Here is a 20,733-nt window from a genome sequence, read left to right on the forward strand (position 1 = left end):
CGACGGGGTCTTCCCGGGGCTGACAGGCCCCGGGACCTCTCAGGGCCGCGCGACCTCTGTCGGGTGGCCCGCCAGGAATTGGGCACTCAGCCGAGAGGCCCCGGGCAGGATCCGGGGCGCATCGGCCGGAGGCCAGACGCGGTTCGACGAGGGGGCAGGGTGGTCCTGCCTCCTCCTCTCAACTCTCACTAGCCGATGAAGGCGAGATGAAAATGCAAAGCCAGAACATTCGCATTCGGCTGAAGGCGTTCGATTACCGCGTGCTGGACGCCAGCACGCAGGAGATCGTGAACACCGCCAAGCGGACGGGCGCCGACGTGCGCGGCCCGATCCCGCTGCCGAACAAGATCGAGCGCTTCACCGTTCTGCGTGGCCCCCACGTGAACAAGAAGTCCCGCGACCAGTTCGAGATCCGCACCCACAAGCGGCTTCTCGACATCGTCGATCCCACCCCGCAGACCGTGGACGCGCTGATGAAGCTCGACCTCGCCGCGGGCGTGGACGTCGAGATCAAGGTTTAAGGAGGGCACGTAGCATGTTGCGCTCTGGAGTGATCGCAAAGAAGGTCGGCATGACCCGGCTCTTCCTCGAAGATGGCAAGCAGGTGCCCGTCACCGTTCTGCAGCTGGACAAGCTGCAGGTCGTGGCGCAGCGCACCCAGGATCAGCACGGCTACACCGCCGTTCAGCTGGGCTGCGGCACCGTGCGGGCCAAGAATGTCACCAAGCCGATGCGCGGCCATTTCGCCGCCGCCAAGGTGGAACCGAAGCGCAAGGTCGCCGAGTTCCGCGTGGCGCCCGAGAACATGATCGACGTGGGCGAGGAGATCACCGCTGACCACTATTTCGCGGGTCAGTTCGTGGACATCTCCGGCACCTCGATCGGTAAGGGCTTCGCCGGTGCCATGAAGCGGCACAACTTCGGCGGTCTGCGCGCCTCGCACGGCGTGTCGATCAGCCACCGCTCGCATGGTTCGACCGGTCAGTGTCAGGACCCCGGCAAGGTGTTCAAGGGCAAGAAGATGGCCGGCCACATGGGCGCCGTGCGCGTCACCACGCAGAACCTGCAGATCGTCAAGACCGATGCAGAGCGTGGCCTGATCATGGTCAAGGGTGCCGTCCCCGGCGCCAAGGGCGGCTGGGTCACCGTGAAGGACGCGGTGAAGAAGGCACAGCCCGAAGGCATCATCCTGCCCGCCGCGCTGAAGTCGGCTGCCGACGAAGCCAAGCGTCAGGCCGAGGAAGCCGCCAAGCAGGCCGAGGAAGAGGCACGGGCCGCCGAAGAGGCACGCCTGGCCGAAGAGGCCGCGCAGCAGGAAGAGGCTCTCAAGGAAGCCGAGGCCGAGATCGCTGCCGATGAAGACGGCGCCGCGGGCTCGGACGACGAGAAGAAGGAAGGCGAGGAATGAAACTCGACGTGATCAAACTGGACGGCGCCAGCGCCGGATCGGTCGAGCTCGGCGACGAGATCTTCAATCTCGAGCCGCGCGCCGACCTCCTGCACCGCGTCGTGCGCTGGCAGCGCAACAAGGCCATGCAGGGCACCCATGCCACGCTCGGCCGTTCCGATGTCAGCTACTCGACCAAGAAGATCTACCGTCAGAAGGGCACCGGCGGCGCACGCCACGGCTCCCGCAAGGCGCCGATCTTCCGCAAGGGCGGCATCTACAAGGGCCCGACCCCGCGCAGCCACGCCCACGACCTTCCCAAGAAGGTCCGCAAGCTTGGCCTGATGCACGCGCTGTCGGCCAAGGCCCGCGAGGGCCAGCTGGTCGTCATCGACACCGCAGAGTGCGACGGCAAGACCGGCACCCTGGCCAAGCAGGTCCGGGATCTGGGCTGGAAGCGCGCGCTGGTGATCGACGGGACCGAGGTCAACGACGGCTTCGCCCGCGCGGCGGCCAACATCGACGGTCTCGACGTGCTGCCCTCGGTCGGCGCAAACGTCTATGACATCCTCAAGCGCGACACGCTCGTGCTGACCAAGGCGGGTGTCGAAGCACTGGAGGCTCGACTGAAATGAGCGCGAAAGAGACACATTACGACGTGATCCGGAAGCCAGTGATCACCGAGAAGTCCACCATGGCCTCCGAACAGAACGCCGTGGTCTTCGAGGTGGCTCTCGAGGCGAACAAGCCGCAGATCAAGGAAGCGGTCGAGGCGCTCTTCGGCGTCAAGGTGAAGGCGGTCAACACCACCATCACCAAAGGCAAGACCAAGCGCTTCCGCGGCCGCCCCGGTCGCCGGTCGGACTTCAAGAAGGCCTATGTGACCCTCGAAGAGGGAAACACCATCGACGTGACCACCGGTCTCTGATAACAGGCCGCGAATCCTTCGTCGTGGCCCCGGCAGGTCCGGGGCCACGTCGTTTTTCACCGGGCGGGGTGCCTAGCGCGCGCCACCCGGATCCCGCGATAGGGCCTTCGGCCTGACGCGATACCACCGGGCACCTACGGGGGCCTACATCCGAGGGACGGGCAACCGTCCCGCAACATAGGCAGGGCCAGGACAGAGGGTCCGATCCCTGCCGTCTGACATACGGAAGACAGAAAGCATGGCACTCAAGTCGTACAAGCCGACGACGCCGGGCCAGCGCGGGCTGGTGCTGATCGACCGTTCGGAGCTGTATAAGGGACGCCCCGTCAAGGCCCTCACCGAGGGTCTGACCAAGTCGGGCGGTCGCAACAACACCGGACGGATCACGGCACGTCGCCGCGGCGGCGGGGCGAAACGCCTCTACCGGATCGTCGATTTCAAGCGTGGCAAGGCCGATGTGACCGCCACCGTCGTTCGCATCGAATACGACCCGAACCGCACCGCATTCATCGCGCTCCTGCAGTACGATGACGGCGAGCAGGCCTACATCCTCGCGCCCCAGCGCCTCGCCATCGGCGACCGCGTGGTCTCGAGCGCGAAGGCCGACATCAAGCCGGGCAACGCGATGCCCTTCTCGGGCATGCCGATCGGCACGATCGTCCACAACATCGAGCTGAAGCCGGGCAAGGGCGGCCAGATCGCACGCGCCGCGGGCACCTACGCCCAGTTCGTCGGCCGTGACGGCGGCTACGCGCAGATCCGCCTGTCCTCGGGCGAGCTTCGCATGGTCCGCCAGGAATGCTACGCCACCGTCGGCGCGGTTTCCAACCCGGACAACTCGAACCAGAACATCGGCAAGGCCGGCCGCACCCGCCACATGGGCAAGCGTCCGTCCGTCCGCGGTGTCGTGATGAACCCGATCGACCACCCGCACGGCGGTGGTGAGGGTCGCACCTCCGGTGGCCGCCACCCGGTCACGCCCTGGGGCAAGCCCACCAAGGGGGCCCGGACCCGCAACACCAACAAGGCGTCGCAGAAGCTCATCCTTCGCTCGCGCCACGCACGGAAGAAGAGGCGCTAAGATATGGCACGTTCTGTTTGGAAAGGCCCCTTCGTGGACGCCTACGTCCTGAAGAAGGCCGAGGCCGCCCGCGAATCCGGGCGCAACGAAGTCATCAAGATCTGGTCGCGCCGTTCGACGATCCTGCCCCAGTTCGTGGGCCTGACGTTCGGCGTCTACAACGGCCACAAGCACGTTCCGGTGAACGTGTCCGAAGACATGATCGGCCAGAAGTTCGGTGAATACTCGCCGACCCGTACCTACTACGGGCATGCTGCCGACAAGAAAGCGAAGCGGAAGTAAGTCATGGGCCAGGAAAAGAACCCCCGCCGCGTGGCTGACAACGAGGCAATGGCGAAGCTGCGCATGCTTCGCACCAGCCCGCAGAAGCTGAACCTCGTCGCAGCGATGATCCGCGGCAAGAAGGTCGAGAAGGCGCTGACCGATCTCACCTTCTCCAAGAAGCGCGTGGCTCTCGACGTGAAGAAATGCCTTCAGTCGGCGATCGCCAACGCCGAGAACAACCACGGTCTCGACGTCGACGAACTGGTCGTCGCCGAAGCCTGGGTCGGCAAGAACCTCGTGATGAAGCGCGGCCGTCCGCGGGCGCGTGGCCGGTTCGGCCGCATCATGAAGCCGTTCTCGGAAATCACCATCAAGGTGCGTCAGGTCGAGGAGCAAGCCTAATGGGTAACAAGACCAATCCGATCGGCATGCGGCTCCAGGTCAACCGCACCTGGGACAGCCGCTGGTATGCCGACACCAAGGACTACGGCGACCTGCTGCTCGAGGATATCGCGATCCGCGAGTTCATCCACGACGAGTGCAAGCAGGCCGGTGTCGCCCGCATCATCATCGAGCGTCCGCACAAGAAGTGCCGCGTGACCATTCACGCCGCGCGTCCCGGTGTCATCATCGGCAAGAAGGGCGCGGACATCGAGGCGCTTCGCAAGAAGCTCTCGTCGATGACCGACAGCGAGCTGCACCTGAACATCGTCGAGGTGCGCAAGCCCGAGCTCGACGCCCGTCTGGTCGGCGAGTCGATCGCCCAGCAGCTCGAGCGTCGTGTGTCCTTCCGCCGCGCCATGAAGCGCTCGGTGCAGAACGCCATGCGCATGGGTGCCCTCGGCATCCGGGTCAACGTGTCGGGCCGCCTCGGCGGCGCCGAGATCGCCCGGACCGAATGGTACCGCGAAGGCCGGGTGCCGCTGCACACGCTGCGTGCCGACATCGACCACGCGTCGGTCGAGGCCGAGACGCCCTACGGCATCATCGGGATCAAGATCTGGATCTTCAAAGGCGAGATCATGGAGCACGATCCCCAGGCGCGTGACCGCAAGGCGCAGGAACTCCAGGACGGACCCGCCCCGCGCGGTCCCCGTCGCTGAGGAGGTTTGAGACATGCTTCAACCGAAACGTACGAAGTACCGCAAGCAGCAGAAGGGCCGGATCAAGGGCGTCGCCAAGGGCGGCTCTGACCTGAACTTCGGCACCTACGGCCTGAAGGCCCTGCAGCCCGAGCGCGTCACCGCGCGCCAGATCGAGGCGGCACGCCGCGCCATGACGCGTCACATGAAGCGTCAGGGCCGTGTCTGGATCCGCATCTTCCCCGACACCCCGGTCACCTCGAAGCCGACCGAGGTCCGCATGGGTAAGGGCAAGGGCTCGGTCGATTTCTGGGCCTGCAAGGTCAAGCCCGGCCGGGTGATGTTCGAGATCGACGGCGTGGGTGACGAGATCGCGCGCGAAGCGCTGCGTCTGGCCTCCATGAAGCTGCCGATCAAGACCCGCGTGGTGGTCCGCGAGGACTGGTAAGCCACGTCGCTTGCAGAGTGATCGAGGCCCCCGCCGGGAAACCGGCGGGGGTCTTTTGTTTTGGGGGATAGGGCAGGGGGCCCGTCTGGGATCGGGCTGCCCCATCGTCCGCTCTGACGCGAAGCTGGGTGGATCAACGCCGAACCGCCCATCTCCCGTGCCGCCCGCATGGCTAATCGCGTCCCTGCGCGCTGGGTCGCCAGCCGCCCCGCCTCCACCACCAGGCCAGGGCGCCCCACCGCTCCGCACCACCCCCCCCGGAAGAGAACTCCACGTGGAGTTCTCCCGCTGATTTCCACGTGGAAATCACCCCTCGCCAGCCCTGCCTGGCTGCGCTACACCGCCGCCATGACCGAGATCCGTTCGCTCTTCGCGACCCGCCTCTACCGCGCGCCCCTGGCGCCTGCCGACGAGATCGACCGGGCCGAGCTCGAGGCCTCCTGCTATTCCATCGCCGCCGACGACGAGGCCGGGCAGGAATGGTGCGAGGAAAACGGCTACCCGGGCTATACCTCCTACGCCTCGTTGACCGATCTCCCCTGGCGCTTCCCGATCTTCGCCGAGGTGGTCCGCGCGCTTGACGCCCATGTCACCGCCTTCGCCGCCGACCTCGAGTTCGACCTCGCCGAGCGCGCGCTGGTGCTCGAGGACATCTGGATCAACATCCTGCCCGAGGGCGGCAGCCACGGCAGCCACATCCACCCGCATTCGGTGATCTCGGGCACGACCTATGTCGCCATGCCCGGCGGCACTTCGGCGCTGAAGCTGGAGGACCCGCGCCTGCCGATGATGATGGCCGCGCCCACCCGCAAGCCCGACTGCCGCGAGGAGCTCAAGAGCTTCGTCTACGTCACGCCCGAGCCCGGCGAGGTGCTCCTCTGGGAGAGCTGGCTGCGCCACGAGGTGCCGATGAACATGGCCGAGGACGACCGCATCTCGGTGAGCTTCAACTACCGCTGGGAGTGAGCGGGGCGGGGCCGGCGGAGAGCCTGCCGGCTGCAGGTCCGGGCAATGCGCGATATGACCGCTGGGCTGCGTGCTAAAGGGCCGATCACAGGCCCCGATCCGGGCCCGCCAAGGCCCTTCAAAACAAAGCTTGCACCCTTGGCCTTTCCCTTCTATACGGCCCCCTCATCCACGGACTCCACCGGAATCAGGGTGACCCTGCGGGCTACGCGGGCAGGGGCCTTCCGGTGATGTTGAAAAGGAAAGGGCGCCATGAACGCCAGCGAACTCCGTGACAAGACCCCGGACGAACTCCGGGACCAGCTTGTCCAGCTCAAGAAAGAGGCCTTCAACCTGCGCTTCCAGCAGGCCACCGGCCAGATCGAGAACACCGCGCGCATGAAGCTCGTGCGCCGGGACGTCGCGCGGATCAAGACCGTGCTGAACGAGAAGGCCGCCGCAGCGGCCTCCGCGGAATAAGGGGAACGGACCATGCCCAAGCGTATCCTTCAAGGCACCGTGACCTCGACGGCGAACGCCCAGACCGTGACGGTCTCGGTCGAGCGCCGCTTCAAGCACCCCGTGCTGAAGAAGACCATCCGGAAATCGAAGAAGTACCGCGCCCACGACGAGGCCGGCTCGATCCAGGTGGGTGATTCCGTGCGCATCATCGAATGCGCGCCGAAGTCGAAGACCAAGCGCTGGGAGGTGATCGCCGAATAAGGCGCATCATCTTCCGGTTTTAGCGAAACCCTGGGGGCGACAACAGAACACCCCTCAAAGGTCGGGAGAAACCACATGATCCAGATGCAGACCAATCTGGATGTCGCTGACAACTCCGGCGCGCGCCGGGTGCAGTGCATCAAGGTCCTGGGTGGTTCCAAGCGCAAGTACGCTTCCGTGGGCGACATCATCGTCGTCTCGGTCAAGGAAGCCATCCCGCGCGGCCGCGTGAAGAAAGGTGACGTCCGCAAGGCCGTCGTCGTGCGCACCGCCAAGGAGGTCCGTCGCGAAGACGGCACCGCCATCCGCTTCGACCGCAACGCCGCCGTCATCCTGAACAACACGGGCGAGCCTGTCGGCACCCGTATCTTCGGGCCGGTCGTGCGCGAGCTGCGGGCGAAGAACTTCATGAAGATCATCTCGCTTGCTCCGGAGGTGCTCTAATGGCCGCGAAACTCCGCAAGGGCGACAAGGTCGTCGTGCTCACCGGCAAGGACAAGGGCAAAGAGGGTGAGATCACCTCTGTCGACCCCAAGGCCGGCAAGGCCGTCGTCGAGGGCGTGAACATGGCCGTGCGCCATCAGCGCCAGACCCAGACCAACCAGGGCGGCCGTCAGCCGAAGGCGCTGCCGATCGACCTGTCGAACCTCGCCATCGTCGACAAGAACGGCAAGGCCACCCGCGTCGGCTTCCGCGAGGAAGACGGCAAGAAGGTGCGTTACGCCAAGACCACGGGGGATGCGATCTGATGCTCGATACCCAGAACTACACCCCGCGTCTCAAGGCGCTCTACCGGGACGAGGTCCGGGCCAAGCTCCGCGAGGAGTTCGGCTACACCAACGACCTGCAGATCCCCTTCCTCGAGAAGATCACCCTGAACATCGGCTGCGGTGCCGAGGCGGTGCGTGACAGCAAGAAGGCGAAATCGGCTCAGGAAGACCTGACCAAGATCGCCGGTCAGCACGCGGTCGTCACGAAGGCGAAGAAGTCCATCGCGGGCTTCCGCGTCCGTGAGGAAATGCCGCTCGGCGCCAAGGTGACCCTGCGCCATGCCCGCATGTACGAGTTTCTCGATCGTCTGATCACCGTCGCGATGCCCCGGATCCGGGACTTCCGCGGTGTGAAGCCGTCCTTCGACGGCCGTGGCAACTTCGCCATGGGCATCAAGGAACACATCGTCTTCCCCGAGATCGACTTCGACAAGGTCGACGAGGTCTGGGGCATGGACATCAACATCACCACGACCGCGAAGACCGACGCGGAAGCCAAGGCGCTGTTGAAGCACTTCAACATGCCGTTCAACGCATAAGGGGATTCTGAACTATGGCGAAGAAATCCATGGTTGAGCGCGAGAAGAAGCGTCAGCGCCTCGTGGCCAAATACGCCGAGAAGCGTGCCGCGCTGAAGGAAATCGCGAACGACGAAGCGAAGCCGATGGAAGAGCGGTTCAAAGCACGGCTGAAGCTCGCAGAGCTGCCGCGCAACTCCTCGCCGACCCGGCTTCACAACCGCTGTCAGCTCACGGGGCGTCCGCACGCCTATTACCGCAAGCTGAAGATCAGCCGCATCATGCTCCGCAACCTCGGTTCGCAGGGCCTGCTGCCCGGCATGGTCAAGTCGAGCTGGTAAGGAGGTCCTGAGATGAACGATCCTATCGGCGATATGCTGACCCGCATCCGCAACGCGCAGCTGCGGGGCAAGTCCACCGTCTCGACGCCGGCGTCCAAGCTTCGCGCCTGGGTGCTCGATGTCCTGGCCGACGAAGGCTACATCCGCGGCTACGAGAAGGGCACCGACGAGCGCGGCCACCCGACGCTCCAGATCGCCCTCAAGTACTACGAGGGTGCGCCCGTCATCCGCGAGCTGACCCGCGTTTCCAAGCCGGGCCGCCGCGTCTACCTGGGCGTGACCGACATTCCGCAGGTCCGCCAGGGCCTGGGCGTGTCGATCGTCTCGACCCCCAAGGGCGTGATGTCGGATGCCAATGCACGCGCGGCCAATGTCGGCGGCGAAGTGCTCTGCACGGTATTCTAAGGAGGTCCTGAGCATGTCTCGTATTGGTAAGAAGCCGGTCGAACTGCCCTCGGGGGTCTCCGCCTCCGTGTCGGGTCAGACGATCGAAGTGAAGGGCCCCAAGGGCACGCAGAGCTTCACCGCCACCGACGACGTCACCATCGTCGTCGAAGGCGACACGGTCTCCGTGTCGCCGCGCGGCAAGTCGAAGCGCGCCCGCCAGCAGTGGGGGATGGCCCGCACCATGGTCGCGAACCTGGTGCATGGCGTCCAGGAGACCTTCAAGAAAGAGCTGGAGATCCAGGGCGTGGGTTACCGGGCGCAGGTTCAGGGCAATGTCCTGAAGCTGAACCTCGGCCTCAGCCACGACGTGGATTTCCCCATTCCGGACGGTGTGACTGTCACCGCGGCGAAGCCGACGGAGCTCGTGGTCGAAGGCCACGACGCCCAGCAGGTCGGCCAGGTCGCGGCGAACATCCGTGATTGGCGGCGTCCCGAGCCCTACAAGGGCAAGGGCATCCGCTACAAGGGTGAGTACATCTTCCAGAAGGAAGGCAAGAAGAAGTAAGGACGCAAGGACATGGCTAACAGCAAACGTGACCTGTTCCGCAAACGCCGCCTGCGCGTCCGGAACAAGCTTCGCAGCGCAAATTCGGGCCGTGCCCGCCTTTCGGTGCATCGCTCGAACAAGAACATCAGCGTTCAGCTGATCGACGACGTCAACGGCCGGACCCTGGCCGCGGCCTCCTCCATGGAGAAGGCGCTTGGCGTGGTCGGCAAGAACGACCTCGAAGCGGCCCAGAAGGTCGGCGCGGCGATTGCCGAGCGGGCCAAGAAGGCCGGTGTCGAGGAAGCCTATTTCGACCGTGGGGGCTTTCTGTTCCACGGCCGTGTGAAGGCGCTGGCAGATGCCGCTCGCGAGGGTGGCCTGAAGCTCTGATATGTGAGGGCCGGGGGTTCCCGGCCTTCGCGTCATGTCCCGGGCCGGATCCTCGCGATCGCGGCCCGGGGTGCATTCTCCCGCAGCCGGCCTGCCGGCACTTGGGAGACCGCAAGGGTAGGCGGGTCCGCCCGCCTCGATGATCGGGGCACCGGAGCGATCCGGGCACTTCGATTGGAACATCGCGCTGCGGCGCAGAGAAGAACAGGAATGCCAGATGGCAGAACGTGAGAACAGAGGGCGTGGCCGTCGCGATCGCGACGAAGCGCCGGAATTCGCAGATCGCCTTGTCGCGATCAACCGCGTGTCGAAGACCGTGAAGGGCGGCAAGCGCTTCGGCTTCGCAGCGCTCGTCGTGGTCGGCGATCAGAAGGGCCGCGTCGGCTTTGGCAAGGGCAAGGCCAAGGAGGTCCCCGAGGCCATCCGCAAGGCCACCGAGCAGGCCAAGCGTGGCATGATGCGCGTGCCGCTGCGCGAGGGCCGCACCCTGCACCACGACGTCGAGGGCCGCCACGGCGCGGGCCGGGTCGTGATGCGGACCGCCCCCCAGGGTACCGGGATCATCGCCGGTGGTCCGATGCGTGCCGTCTTCGAGATGCTGGGCGTTCAGGACGTGGTCGCCAAGTCGGTGGGCTCGCAGAACCCCTACAACATGATCCGCGCGACGCTGAACGGCCTGTCGCGTGAGGCCAGCCCCCGCCAGGTGGCGCAGCGTCGCGGCAAGAAGGTCGCCGACATCCTGCCCAAGCGGGACGAGGCCCCGGATCACGGTGATCCGCAGACCCACCTCGCCGAGGAGGCATGAGCACCATGGCAAAGACCATCGTCGTCAAGCAGATCGGCAGCCCGATCCGCCGCCCCGAGAAGCAGCGCCAGACGCTGATCGGCCTGGGGCTGAACAAGATGCACAAGACCCGCGAGCTCGAGGACACCCCCTCGGTGCGCGGCATGATCGCCAAGATCCCGCATCTGGTGGAGATCGTCGAAGAGCGCGGCTGAGCCCGCCCTTCGCATCTTGCGAATACGCTATGAAAGGCGCGCTCGGAGAGGGGCGCGCCTTTTGCGTTTTGGGCGTTGGGTGGGGAGGGCTGCGCTACCCGGGAGCAGGGAGCAGGGAGCAGGGGCTTGGGTCGGCGTGACTGTTGGCTCGACGGTCGATCAGGGCGTGTCTCCCCGAACGCCACAAGAACGAACGGTTACACCAACGTCCGCCGCTCCCCAGAATCCCCCTCGCCACCATCCCCCACAGAGGGCGCGCGCCGGACCGGGGGCCGGCGCTGCCGACCTCTGAGCTGCGCGCTTTATCCCAGCAAGGTCATTGCTCACTGTGAGCTAGGCACGCCACCCCAAGGAGCGCCGGCCCATCGGGCCGGTCCGGCGCGCGCCCGGCACCTTCGGTGCTATTCGGGCGCATGCTGGTCGCGGTTGAGCAGCGTGTGGAGAGAGGCCAGAGGGAAGGGGGCCGGCGCGCGTCGCTCTGAATGACCCGCATGGCTCCGGCCGACCCGATTGTCGCGCGACCACGTCGCACCAAGCGCCACCCGCGCCCAGCACCACCGCCCCAAACCCCGCGCCCGCACACCCCCGTCACCCCACCCCGCCACAACGTCACCGGGAATTCTGCCGCCCATCCCCGCGCCTGCCCTTGAACCGCCTGCCCACCCCGTCTATACGCCCCCGGTGATCTCTGAGGATCACACCGACCACATCTGAAAACGCCGCGTTTGGCCCATCCGTCGCTGGGGGCCACATCCGGCAAGGAGAAGCGACATGAAACTCAACGAACTGCGCGACAACGAAGGCGCCAACCGCCGCAAGAAGCGTATCGGCCGCGGCCCGGGCTCGGGCGTCGGCAAGATGGGCGGCCGCGGCATCAAGGGCCAGAAGTCTCGTTCGGGCGTGGCCATCAACGGCTACGAGGGCGGCCAGATGCCGCTCTACCAGCGCCTGCCGAAGCGCGGCTTCAACAAGCCCAACCGCAAGACCTTCGCCGTCGTGAACCTCGGCATCATCCAGAAGTTCATCGAGGCCGGCAAGCTCGACGCGGGCAAGCCGATCGACGAGGACGCTCTGGTCGCCTCCGGCGTCGTGCGCCGCAAGCTCGACGGCATCCGCGTGCTCGCCAAGGGCGACATCTCGTCCAAGGTCTCGCTGACCGTCACCGGCGCCTCGAAGTCGGCTGTCGCCGCGGTCGAGAAGGCCGGCGGTTCGATCACCACGGCTCAGGCGGCCGAATAAAGGTTGTGGGCGGCCCGCGCGCCGCTTACATCCGTTAGCAGTTTCCGACGCCGCCTCAGCCCCTCAAGGCTCGGGGCGGCGTTTGACCGAATAGAGAGACCGCTTCATGGCATCTGCTGTCGAACAAATGGCCGCGAATACGAGCTGGTCCGCGCTCGCATCGGCCACCGACCTTCGCAAACGCATCTTCTACACGCTGGCGCTGCTCTGCATCTTCCGCCTCGGCACCTTCATCCCGGTGCCCGGGATCGACGGGCAGGCGCTTCGGGAATTCATGGAAGGCGCGCAGTCGGGCATCGGCGGCATCCTGACCATGTTCACCGGCGGCGCGCTGGGACGCATGGGCATCTTCGCCCTGGGCATCATGCCCTATATCTCGGCCTCGATCATCGTGCAGCTCCTGGCCTCCATGGTGCCGGCGCTCGAGCAGCTCAAGAAAGAGGGCGAGCAGGGCCGCAAGAAGATCAACCAGTACACCCGCTACGGAACGGTGCTCCTGGCGACCTTCCAGGCCTATGGTCTGGCGGTCAGTCTGGAAGCGGGCGACCTGGTGACCGATCCCGGCTGGTATTTCCGCGCCGCGACCGTGATCACCCTGGTCGGCGGCACGATGTTCCTGATGTGGCTCGGTGAGCAGATCACCGCGCGCGGCGTCGGCAACGGCATCTCGCTGATCATCTTCGTCGGCATCATCGCCGAGGTTCCCGCCGCCCTGGCGCAGTTCTTCGCCTCGGGCCGTTCGGGCGCCATCAGCCCCGCCGTGATCATCGGCGTGATCCTCATGGTGGTGGCGGTGATCACCTTCGTGGTGTTCATGGAGCGGGCGCTCCGCAAGATCACCATCCAGTATCCGCGCCGCCAGGTCGGCATGAAGATGACCGAGGCGCAGAACAGCCACCTGCCGGTCAAGGTGAACCCCGCGGGCGTGATCCCGGCGATCTTCGCCTCCTCGCTCCTGCTGCTGCCGGTCACGGTCTCGACCTTCTCGGGCGAGGGCAGCACCGGTCCGGTGATGTCGACGCTCTTGGCCTATTTCGGCCCCGGGCAGCCGCTCTACCTGCTGTTCTTCGCGGCGATGATCGTCTTCTTCGCCTATTTCTATACCTTCAACGTCTCGTTCAAACCCGATGACGTGGCCGACAACCTGAAGAAGCAGAACGGCTTCGTGCCGGGCATCCGTCCGGGCAAGCGGACCTCGGAATACCTCGAATACGTGGTCAACCGCGTGCTGGTGCTGGGCTCGGCCTATCTGGCCTTCGTCTGCCTCCTGCCCGAGATCGTCCGCAGCCAGTTCGCGATCCCCTTCTACTTCGGCGGCACCTCGGTTCTCATCGTGGTGAGCGTGACGATGGACACCATTCAGCAGGTGCAGAGCCACCTCCTCGCGCATCAATACGAAGGTCTTATTCAGAAGTCGCAGCTCCGCGGTAAGGGTAAGACCCGCAAGAGAAAAGGACCGCAGCGCCGATGAACATCATTCTTCTCGGACCGCCGGGTGCCGGCAAAGGCACCCAGGCCCGCCACCTCGTCGATGGCCGTGGCATGACCCAGCTCTCGACCGGCGACATGCTGCGCGAAGCCAAGGACTCGGGCACCGAGATGGGCCAGGTCGTGGCCGATGTGATGGCCAAGGGCGAGCTGGTGACCGACGAGATCGTGATCGGCCTGATCCGCGAGAAGCTGCAGGGCGAGAAGACCGCGGGCTTCATCTTCGACGGCTTCCCGCGCACGCTCGCCCAGGCCGATGCGCTTGGCGCGCTCCTGGCCGAGCAGGGCGAGAGCCTCGATGCGGTGATCGAGATGCGCGTCGACGACGAGGCGCTGGTCGAGCGCATCACCGCGCGGTCGACCTGCGGCAACTGCGGCGAGGTCTACAACGACAAGACCAAGCCGATCCCGGCCGATGGCGTCTGCTCGAACTGCGGCGAGAAGGCCGAGTTCAAGCGCCGCGCCGACGACAACGCCGAGAGCCTCAAGCAGCGGCTGATGGAATACTACAAGAAGACCTCGCCGCTCCTGGGCTACTACTACGCCAAGGGCCAGCTCGAGCGGGTCGACGGTCTGGGCGACATCTCCGAGGTGCAATCGGCAATCGCCGGCGTGCTTGACGCCACGGCATCTTGAACAATTTCTGCGGATGCACAGTTATCGCCTTGGAATGAGCGACCGCGCATTCCCTTCGTAAGGCACAGCCAAAGACGGTTTCTGAAAGGCGTCCGGTCCCCCTCCCGGGCGCCTTTCTCGTAAGCGCCCGCGGGCGCACCGAAGCGCATCGCAGCGGGAGCGGGGCAGGGGCCTTGCCGGCGCAGGCACCGCGCCCCATATCCTTGGCCAAGGCCGCACCCCGCCCGCGATCTTCGCGGGTCGGCGGCGGGGCTCCGCCTGAGGGCTTGACCCCCCGGTCAAATCACACTACCCACCGGCATCTCCGAAAGGGGAATCGCCTTTTGCGGCGTGTTTTCCGACCGCCGCAAGACCACCTGATCGACAATTGGCCCGCGGGCGTCGCCGCCCAAGGGCCTTGTGTTGTGAAAAAAGGTTCTGGAGCTACGGAACCGCAACTAGAGGACATAGAGACTTGGCACGTATTGCCGGCGTCAACATCCCGACGAACAAACGGGTGCCCATCGCACTCACCTACATCCACGGCATCGGCCCGAACTCCGCCCAGGAGATCTGCCAGGCCGTCAACATCGACGCGACCCGTCGCGTGAACGAGCTGAGCGACGCCGAAGTCGTCGCCATGCGCGAGCACATCGACGCGAACTACACCGTCGAGGGCGACCTGCGCCGTGAGGTTCAGATCAACGTCAAGCGCCTGATGGACCTCGGCTGCTACCGCGGCCTGCGCCATCGTCGCAACCTCCCCGTGCGCGGTCAGCGCACCCACACCAATGCCCGCACCCGCAAGGGCCCGGCCAAGCCGATCGCTGGCAAGAAGAAGTAAGGGAGGCTCGCAACAATGGCACGTGATACCCGTCGCGGAGGCAAGAAGAAGGTCTCCAAGAACATTGCAGCTGGCGTCGCCCATGTGAATTCCAGCTTCAACAACACCAAGGTCCTGATCTCGGACGTGCAAGGCAACGCGATCTCCTGGTCGTCCGCCGGCACCATGGGCTTCAAGGGCTCGCGCAAGTCGACGCCCTATGCCGCGCAGCTCGCGGCCGAGGACGCCGGCAAGAAGGCGCAGGAGCACGGCGTCAAGACCCTCGAGGTCGAGGTGCAGGGCCCCGGTTCGGGCCGCGAATCCGCGCTGCGCGCGCTCGCCGCTGTCGGCTTCAACATCACGTCGATCCGCGACGTGACGCCGATCGCGCACAACGGCTGCCGCCCGCCCAAGCGTCGCCGCGTCTGATACGGACGTTTTCTTGTCCGGGGCCCGGCATTTGTCCGGGCCCCGGACCTCGCGTTTCTTAACCTCGGGCGTCTCGAGCCTTCCGGACATGGGGTCGAGACAGGAATGGAGGTCATACATGATCCACAAGAATTGGGCAGAGCTCATCAAGCCGACCCAGCTTGATGTTCGTCCCGGCAACGAACCGGCCAAATCCGCGACCCTGGTCGCCGAACCGCTCGAGCGCGGCTTCGGCCTGACGCTCGGCAACGCGCTGCGCCGGGTTCTCCTGTCGTCGCTGCAGGGCGCGGCGATCACCTCGGTGCAGATCGACAACGTGCTGCACGAGTTTTCCTCGGTCGACGGCGTCCGCGAGGATGTGACCGACATCGTCCTGAACCTCAAGGCCGTCTCGCTGAAGATGGAAGTTGAAGGGCCGAAGCGGCTGTCGATTTCGAAAAAGGGCCCCGGCGTCGTCACCGCCGGCGACATCTCGGAATCGAACGGCATCGAGGTCCTGAACAAGGACCACGTGATCTGCCACCTGGACGAGGGCGCCGAGCTCTACATGGAGCTCACCGTCAACCAGGGCAAAGGTTACGTCTCGGCCGACAAGAACAAGCCCGAGGATGCGCCCATCGGCCTGATGCCGATCGACGCGATCTATTCCCCGGTCAAGAAGGTCGCCTATGACGTGCAGCCCACCCGCGAGGGCCAGGTGCTGGACTACGACAAGCTGACCATGAAGATCGAGACCGACGGTTCCGTCAGCCCCGAGGACGCCATCGCCTTCGCGGCGCGCATCCTGCAGGACCAGCTGTCGATCTTCGTCAACTTCGACGAGCCGGAAAGCGCCCAGCGTCAGGACGACGACGACGGCCTCGAGTTCAACCCGCTTCTGCTGAAGAAGGTCGACGAGCTCGAACTGTCGGTGCGTTCGGCCAACTGCCTGAAGAACGACAACATCGTCTATATCGGCGACCTGATCCAGAAGACCGAAGCCGAGATGCTGCGCACTCCGAACTTCGGCCGCAAGTCGCTGAACGAGATCAAGGAAGTGCTCTCGGGCATGGGCCTGCATCTCGGCATGGACGTCGAGGACTGGCCGCCGGACAACATCGAGGATCTCTCGAAGAAGATGGAAGACCAGTTCTGAGACATGCCCGTCCGGGTGGCCCACCCGCCCGGACGCCGCATCGGGTCCCATGACCCCAAGGAGAGCGGCCTCACCACGCATGGGCCGCCGGACAAAGCAAAACGAACCTAGGAGACACGACAATGCGTCACGCAAAAGGCTACCGCCGCCTCAACCGCACCCATGAGCACCGCAAGGCGCTCTGGGCCAACATGGCCGGCTCGCTGATCGAGCACGAGCAGATCAAGACGACCCTGCCGAAGGCCAAGGAACTGCGCCCGATCGTCGAGAAGCTGATCACGCTCGGCAAGCGCGGCGATCTGCACGCCCGCCGCCAGGCCGCAGCCCAGCTCAAGCAGGATGCCCACGTCGAGAAGCTTTTCGAAGTGCTGGGCCCCCGGTACGCCGAGCGCCAGGGCGGCTACATCCGCGTCCTGAAGGCCGGCTTCCGCTATGGCGACATGGCGCCCATGGCCATCATCGAGCTCGTGGACCGCGATCCCGAGGCGAAAGGCGCGGGCGACAAGGCCCGTCTCGAGGCCGAAGAGGCCTTCGCCGACGAGGAGTGATCCCCGGGGCGCGCGTCCCGCGCCCGACCGATCTTCCTGGCCCCGCCGGTTCCGCCGGCGGGGCCTTTTCTTTTCCGGCCCTTTTCCGCGCCCCGCATGGCCCCTCGCGGGCCTCCGCACTGGCAGCGGCGCGCGGAATGCCTATCTGTCCCCGGCGAGGACGCAACGAAAGGACAGGCCCCCCGTGCAGCGCACGCACAGCATCGAGGATGTCTTCGACCGGATCGAGGCGGCCACCGGCGACGGGCGGCTGACCCTGGGCGAGGCGGTGGACGCGCTTGGCGGGCGCGGCTACGGGCCCTTCCTCTTCCTGCCCGCGCTCCTGGAGATCACGCCTTTCGGCGGCATCCCCGGCGTTCCGACGCTGCTGGCGCTGCTGATCAGCCTTTTCGCGGTGCAGGTCGCCCTTGGCCGCGACCGGATCTGGGCGCCCGCCGTGCTGCGCGCCCGCTCGGTCGAGGGGGAGCGCCTGCACCAGGCCATCGAGATGCTGCGCCCCGCCGGCCAACGCGTCGAGCGCTGGTTCCCCGGCCGCCTGCCGATGCTGGTGCGCGGCCCGGTGCGGCGGCTCGCGGCGCTGGTGGTGGTGACACTCTGCCTGACCGTGCCGGCACTGGAGCTGGTGCCCTTCGCCAGCACCGCGCCGATGGCGGCGATCGCGATGATCGGCCTGGCGCTGACCCTGCGCGACGGGCTCCTCATGGCGCTGGGGTTCGCGCTCTCGGCGGGCGCGGTCGGGGTGATCGTCTGGGCGCTCCTGAGGCTGCCGATCTGAGCCACGCGCCGTGCCCCTTGCCCGCGCGCTTGCAAAGCCCGCGGGCGGGCGACATATCTCGGCCCATGACCTGTTTCCGGCCCTTGCCCAGCGCCGCCGCCGCCCCTCCGCGCCCCCGCGCCGCGCGAGAGGCGCGCCGCTGATGGGCGATCTCTTCGACAGCGACCCCGGGCCCGAGCGCCCCGGCACCGAGACCGCGCCGTCCCGCGCCGCGGGCCCCGACCGCGCGCCACGCCCGCTGGCCGACCGGCTCCGGCCGCAAAGTCTCGACGAGGTGATCGGCCAGGACCAGATCCTCGGGGACGACGGCCCCCTGCGGGTCATGCTCGACGGCGGCGCGCTCGGCTCGATCGTCTTCTGGGGCCCGCCCGGGGTCGGCAAGACCACCATCGCGCGGCTCCTGGCGCATGAGACCGACCTGGAGTTCGTGCAGATCAGCGCGATCTTTTCCGGCGTCGCCGAGCTGCGCAAGGTCTTCGACGCCGCCCGCCAGCGCCGCCGGGCGGGGCAGGGCACGCTGCTTTTCGTCGACGAGATCCACCGCTTCAACAAGGCCCAGCAGGACAGCTTCCTGCCGCATATGGAAGACGGCACCATCCTGCTCGTCGGCGCCACCACCGAGAACCCGAGCTTCGAGCTGAACGCGGCGCTTCTGTCGCGCGCCCAGGTCATGGTGTTGACCCGCCTCGAGGAGCGTGACCTCGCCGACCTCCTGGCGCGCGCCGAGGCGGAACTGGGCGCGCCCCTGCCGCTCGACGAGGGCGCGCGCCGGGCGCTTCTGGAGATGGCCGACGGCGACGGTCGGGCGCTTCTGAACCTGGTCGAACAGATCGCCGCCTGGAGCACCGAGGCGCCGCTTGGCCGCGAGGCGCTGTCGAAGCGGCTGATGCGACGCGCGGCGCAATACGACAAGTCCGGCGACGGGCATTACAACCTGATCTCGGCGCTGCACAAATCGGTGCGCGGCTCGGATCCCGATGCCGCGCTCTACTGGTTCGCGCGGATGCTCGAGGCCGGCGAGGACCCGCGCTACCTGGCGCGGCGGCTGACCCGGATGGCGGTCGAGGACATCTGCCTGGCCGATCCCGAGGCGCAGCGGGTCTGCCTCGAGGCCTGGCAAAGCTACGAACGCCTGGGCTCGCCCGAGGGCGAACTGGCGCTGGCCAACGCGGTGATCTACCTCGCCCTCGCGCCGAAATCCAACGCCGCCTACAGCGCCTACAAGGCCGCCCGCGAGGCGGCGCGGAAGTCCGGCTCGGCGCCGCCGCCGAAACACATCCTGAACGCGCCGACCAAGCTCATGTCGGAACAGGGCTACGGCGCGGGATACGCCTATGACCACGACCAGGACGAGGCCTTCTCGGGCCAGAACTACTTCCCCGAAGGCATGGCGCGCCCGGAGTTCTACCGCCCCGTGGAGCGCGGCTTCGAACGCGAGCTGAAGAAACGCCAGGACTACTTCGCCCGTCTCCGCCGCGAGCGCGGCACCTGACCGCGCGCCGCGCCGCCGCCCACAGCCAGAAACACCCGCCCAACAAAAAGCGCGCCCCGCAAAGCGCGCCTTCCACAGTCACCACCCGCAGCCCACCCGCCGGGCCCAAAGCGCGCCGCCCCCCTGCCTTCAGCATGGCGAAAATACCTCGGGAGCGCGAGGGCAGAGCCCTCGCCGCCCGGGCACCGGGCGCCATCACGCCCGGACACCCGGCCCCAAACCGAAGCCTACTTCCCGATCATCTCCGCCTGCCGCACGATCACCTCGGCCTGCTTGATCGAGGCGATGTCGACCAGCCGCCCCTTGTAGACCGTCGCGCCTTCGCCGCGGGCCTTGGCGGCCTCCATGGCCTCGAGGATCTCGCGGGCCTCGCCGATGGCCTCGGCGGTCGGGGTGAAGACCTCGTTGGACAGCGCCACCTGCTTGGGGTGGATCGCCCATTTCCCGACCATGCCCAGGGTGGCCGAGCGGCGCGCCTGGGCGCGGAAGCCTTCCTCGTCGGAGAAATCGCCGAAGGGCCCGTCGACCGGCAGCACGCCGTGGGTGCGGCAGGCGGCGACGATATTGGCCTGGGCCCAGTGCCAGGGATCGGCCCAGTAGTTCTGCCCCTCGCGGCGCATGTAGTAGCCTTCCTGGGTGCCGCCGATGCCGGTGGTGGCCATGCCCATGGAGGCCGCGAAATCCGCCGCGCCGAGGCTCATGGCCTGCAGACGGGGCGAGCCCGCGGCGATCTCCTCGACATGGGCGATGCCGGCGGCCGATTCGATGATCACCTCGAAGCCGAGCCGCCGCCCGCGTCCCGCGGCGGCCTCGGCGGCGGTCACCAGCGCGTCGACGGCGTAGAGATCGCCGGCCGTGCCGACCTTGGGGATCATGATCAGGTCGAGCCGGTCGGGCGCCTCCTCGACCAGGGCCAGCACGTCGCGATACCAATAGGGCGTGTCGAGCCCGTTGATCCGCACGGAAAGGGTCTTCTCGCCCCAGTCGATGTCGCCGATCGCCTGCACGACGTTCTTCCGGGCCTCGGTCTTGTCGTCGGGGGCGACGGAATCCTCGAGGTCGAGGTTGATGACATCGGCTTCCGAGGCCGCCATCTTCTCGAAGATCGCGGGCCGCGAGCCGGGGCCGAAGAGCTGGCAGCGGTTGAGCCGGGCGACGGGCGCGGGTTGGATGCGGAACGACATGGGGCCTCCACCGTGGTAAGGAAATTACATATGCGTCAGTATTTGCGATATTATCTTGCGAGCACTTCTGCAACCGGATTTTGCAGGCGCAGAAACCGCGCGGCGTCACGCAAGATCGTCCCGGCATCTCTGGACAAGCCGGGACAATCCCCCGATCCCACCGGGGATTTCGCGCAGAATTCCGCAAGACATTCC

At 66.5% G+C, this 20,733-nt stretch carries 31 protein-coding genes; 30 read left to right on the forward strand and 1 reads right to left on the reverse strand.

Annotation, left to right across the window (positions count from 1 at the left end):
- The first annotated feature begins 212 nt into the window (after positions 1-212).
- The 30 genes from rpsJ to LR948_RS15590 all read left to right on the forward strand — a co-directional run bounded on the left by rpsJ (position 213) and on the right by LR948_RS15590 (position 19,354).
- Positions 213-521 carry a 30S ribosomal protein S10 gene (rpsJ, locus tag LR948_RS15445; RefSeq protein ID WP_076450108.1) on the forward strand — a complete coding sequence of 103 codons (309 nt, stop codon included), beginning with the start codon at positions 213-215 and terminating at the stop codon, positions 519-521.
- Between the two features lie 14 nt (positions 522-535).
- Positions 536-1,408, forward strand: coding sequence for a 50S ribosomal protein L3 (rplC, locus tag LR948_RS15450; RefSeq protein ID WP_232754984.1), 873 nt, complete (start codon positions 536-538; stop codon positions 1,406-1,408).
- Positions 1,405-2,022, forward strand: coding sequence for a 50S ribosomal protein L4 (gene rplD, locus LR948_RS15455; protein ID WP_232754985.1), 618 nt, complete (start codon positions 1,405-1,407; stop codon positions 2,020-2,022). Before rplC ends, rplD begins: the two co-directional genes overlap by 4 nt.
- Entirely contained in the window at positions 2,019-2,315 is a 297-nt protein-coding gene (locus LR948_RS15460) for a 50S ribosomal protein L23 (protein WP_232754986.1), read from the forward strand. The genes rplD and LR948_RS15460 overlap by 4 nt, the downstream gene beginning before the upstream one ends.
- A gap of 238 nt (positions 2,316-2,553) precedes the next feature.
- Positions 2,554-3,396: a 50S ribosomal protein L2 gene (rplB, locus tag LR948_RS15465; protein WP_232754987.1), complete on the forward strand. Its 843-nt coding sequence runs from the start codon at positions 2,554-2,556 to the stop codon at positions 3,394-3,396.
- Between the two features lie 3 nt (positions 3,397-3,399).
- On the forward strand, positions 3,400-3,678 hold the full coding sequence (gene rpsS, locus LR948_RS15470; RefSeq protein ID WP_216336671.1) for a 30S ribosomal protein S19: 279 nt from the start codon (positions 3,400-3,402) through the stop codon (positions 3,676-3,678).
- Between the two features lie 3 nt (positions 3,679-3,681).
- Positions 3,682-4,062, forward strand: coding sequence for a 50S ribosomal protein L22 (gene rplV, locus LR948_RS15475; protein ID WP_232754988.1), 381 nt, complete (start codon positions 3,682-3,684; stop codon positions 4,060-4,062).
- Complete coding sequence (gene rpsC / locus LR948_RS15480; RefSeq protein WP_232754989.1) at positions 4,062-4,763, forward strand: 30S ribosomal protein S3; 702 nt, start codon at positions 4,062-4,064, stop codon at positions 4,761-4,763. The genes rplV and rpsC overlap by 1 nt, the downstream gene beginning before the upstream one ends.
- Before the next feature lie 13 nt (positions 4,764-4,776).
- A complete protein-coding gene (gene rplP / locus LR948_RS15485) occupies positions 4,777-5,190 on the forward strand; it encodes a 50S ribosomal protein L16 (protein ID WP_232754990.1) in 414 nt (137 codons plus the stop codon).
- Positions 5,191-5,538: 348 nt separating this feature from the next.
- Positions 5,539-6,156, forward strand: coding sequence for a 2OG-Fe(II) oxygenase family protein (locus LR948_RS15490; RefSeq protein ID WP_232754991.1), 618 nt, complete (start codon positions 5,539-5,541; stop codon positions 6,154-6,156).
- 252 nt (positions 6,157-6,408) lie between these two features.
- Complete coding sequence (rpmC, locus tag LR948_RS15495; RefSeq protein WP_232754992.1) at positions 6,409-6,615, forward strand: 50S ribosomal protein L29; 207 nt, start codon at positions 6,409-6,411, stop codon at positions 6,613-6,615.
- Between the two features lie 12 nt (positions 6,616-6,627).
- Positions 6,628-6,858, forward strand: a complete 231-nt coding sequence (rpsQ, locus tag LR948_RS15500; protein ID WP_232754993.1) for a 30S ribosomal protein S17 — start codon at positions 6,628-6,630, stop codon at positions 6,856-6,858.
- 75 nt (positions 6,859-6,933) lie between these two features.
- Complete coding sequence (gene rplN, locus LR948_RS15505; protein WP_232754994.1) at positions 6,934-7,302, forward strand: 50S ribosomal protein L14; 369 nt, start codon at positions 6,934-6,936, stop codon at positions 7,300-7,302.
- Positions 7,302-7,607, forward strand: a complete 306-nt coding sequence (rplX, locus tag LR948_RS15510; protein ID WP_232754995.1) for a 50S ribosomal protein L24 — start codon at positions 7,302-7,304, stop codon at positions 7,605-7,607. The genes rplN and rplX overlap by 1 nt, the downstream gene beginning before the upstream one ends.
- A complete protein-coding gene (rplE, locus tag LR948_RS15515) occupies positions 7,607-8,167 on the forward strand; it encodes a 50S ribosomal protein L5 (RefSeq protein WP_232754996.1) in 561 nt (186 codons plus the stop codon). Before rplX ends, rplE begins: the two co-directional genes overlap by 1 nt.
- 14 nt (positions 8,168-8,181) lie before the next feature.
- Positions 8,182-8,487 carry a 30S ribosomal protein S14 gene (gene rpsN / locus LR948_RS15520; protein WP_232754997.1) on the forward strand — a complete coding sequence of 102 codons (306 nt, stop codon included), beginning with the start codon at positions 8,182-8,184 and terminating at the stop codon, positions 8,485-8,487.
- 12 nt (positions 8,488-8,499) lie between these two features.
- A complete protein-coding gene (gene rpsH, locus LR948_RS15525) occupies positions 8,500-8,892 on the forward strand; it encodes a 30S ribosomal protein S8 (protein WP_232754998.1) in 393 nt (130 codons plus the stop codon).
- Positions 8,893-8,905: 13 nt separating this feature from the next.
- Positions 8,906-9,439: a 50S ribosomal protein L6 gene (gene rplF / locus LR948_RS15530; protein ID WP_232754999.1), complete on the forward strand. Its 534-nt coding sequence runs from the start codon at positions 8,906-8,908 to the stop codon at positions 9,437-9,439.
- A gap of 12 nt (positions 9,440-9,451) precedes the next feature.
- Complete coding sequence (rplR, locus tag LR948_RS15535; protein ID WP_232755000.1) at positions 9,452-9,811, forward strand: 50S ribosomal protein L18; 360 nt, start codon at positions 9,452-9,454, stop codon at positions 9,809-9,811.
- Between the two features lie 217 nt (positions 9,812-10,028).
- The gene (rpsE, locus tag LR948_RS15540; protein ID WP_232755001.1) at positions 10,029-10,616 is read left to right on the forward strand and encodes a 30S ribosomal protein S5; all 588 of its coding nucleotides are present in this window, start codon (positions 10,029-10,031) and stop codon (positions 10,614-10,616) included.
- 5 nt (positions 10,617-10,621) lie between these two features.
- Positions 10,622-10,810 carry a 50S ribosomal protein L30 gene (rpmD, locus tag LR948_RS15545; protein ID WP_232755128.1) on the forward strand — a complete coding sequence of 63 codons (189 nt, stop codon included), beginning with the start codon at positions 10,622-10,624 and terminating at the stop codon, positions 10,808-10,810.
- 771 nt (positions 10,811-11,581) lie between these two features.
- The gene (rplO, locus tag LR948_RS15550) at positions 11,582-12,049 is read left to right on the forward strand and encodes a 50S ribosomal protein L15 (RefSeq protein ID WP_232755002.1); all 468 of its coding nucleotides are present in this window, start codon (positions 11,582-11,584) and stop codon (positions 12,047-12,049) included.
- Positions 12,050-12,155: 106 nt separating this feature from the next.
- A complete protein-coding gene (gene secY, locus LR948_RS15555; protein WP_232755003.1) occupies positions 12,156-13,520 on the forward strand; it encodes a preprotein translocase subunit SecY in 1,365 nt (454 codons plus the stop codon).
- Complete coding sequence (locus LR948_RS15560) at positions 13,517-14,173, forward strand: adenylate kinase (protein WP_232755004.1); 657 nt, start codon at positions 13,517-13,519, stop codon at positions 14,171-14,173. The genes secY and LR948_RS15560 overlap by 4 nt, the downstream gene beginning before the upstream one ends.
- Positions 14,174-14,627: 454 nt before the next feature.
- On the forward strand, positions 14,628-14,996 hold the full coding sequence (gene rpsM / locus LR948_RS15565; RefSeq protein ID WP_232755005.1) for a 30S ribosomal protein S13: 369 nt from the start codon (positions 14,628-14,630) through the stop codon (positions 14,994-14,996).
- Positions 14,997-15,011: 15 nt separating this feature from the next.
- Entirely contained in the window at positions 15,012-15,404 is a 393-nt protein-coding gene (gene rpsK, locus LR948_RS15570) for a 30S ribosomal protein S11 (protein WP_232755006.1), read from the forward strand.
- A 118-nt stretch (positions 15,405-15,522) separates the two neighbouring features.
- Positions 15,523-16,539, forward strand: coding sequence for a DNA-directed RNA polymerase subunit alpha (locus LR948_RS15575; protein ID WP_232755007.1), 1,017 nt, complete (start codon positions 15,523-15,525; stop codon positions 16,537-16,539).
- Positions 16,540-16,661: 122 nt separating this feature from the next.
- Positions 16,662-17,087: a 50S ribosomal protein L17 gene (gene rplQ / locus LR948_RS15580; protein WP_232755008.1), complete on the forward strand. Its 426-nt coding sequence runs from the start codon at positions 16,662-16,664 to the stop codon at positions 17,085-17,087.
- 184 nt (positions 17,088-17,271) lie between these two features.
- On the forward strand, positions 17,272-17,862 hold the full coding sequence (locus LR948_RS15585; RefSeq protein WP_232755009.1) for an exopolysaccharide biosynthesis protein: 591 nt from the start codon (positions 17,272-17,274) through the stop codon (positions 17,860-17,862).
- Positions 17,863-18,004: 142 nt separating this feature from the next.
- A complete protein-coding gene (locus LR948_RS15590; RefSeq protein WP_232755010.1) occupies positions 18,005-19,354 on the forward strand; it encodes a replication-associated recombination protein A in 1,350 nt (449 codons plus the stop codon).
- A 227-nt stretch (positions 19,355-19,581) separates the two neighbouring features.
- Here the strand turns inward: LR948_RS15590 and LR948_RS15595 are convergent, their stop codons facing one another.
- Entirely contained in the window at positions 19,582-20,538 is a 957-nt protein-coding gene (locus LR948_RS15595) for an L-malyl-CoA/beta-methylmalyl-CoA lyase (protein WP_232755011.1), read from the reverse strand.
- Between the last annotated feature and the right edge of the window lie 195 nt (positions 20,539-20,733).

Source organism: Roseivivax sp. GX 12232, from assembly GCF_021272185.1.
Lineage (GTDB): Bacteria > Pseudomonadota > Alphaproteobacteria > Rhodobacterales > Rhodobacteraceae > Roseivivax.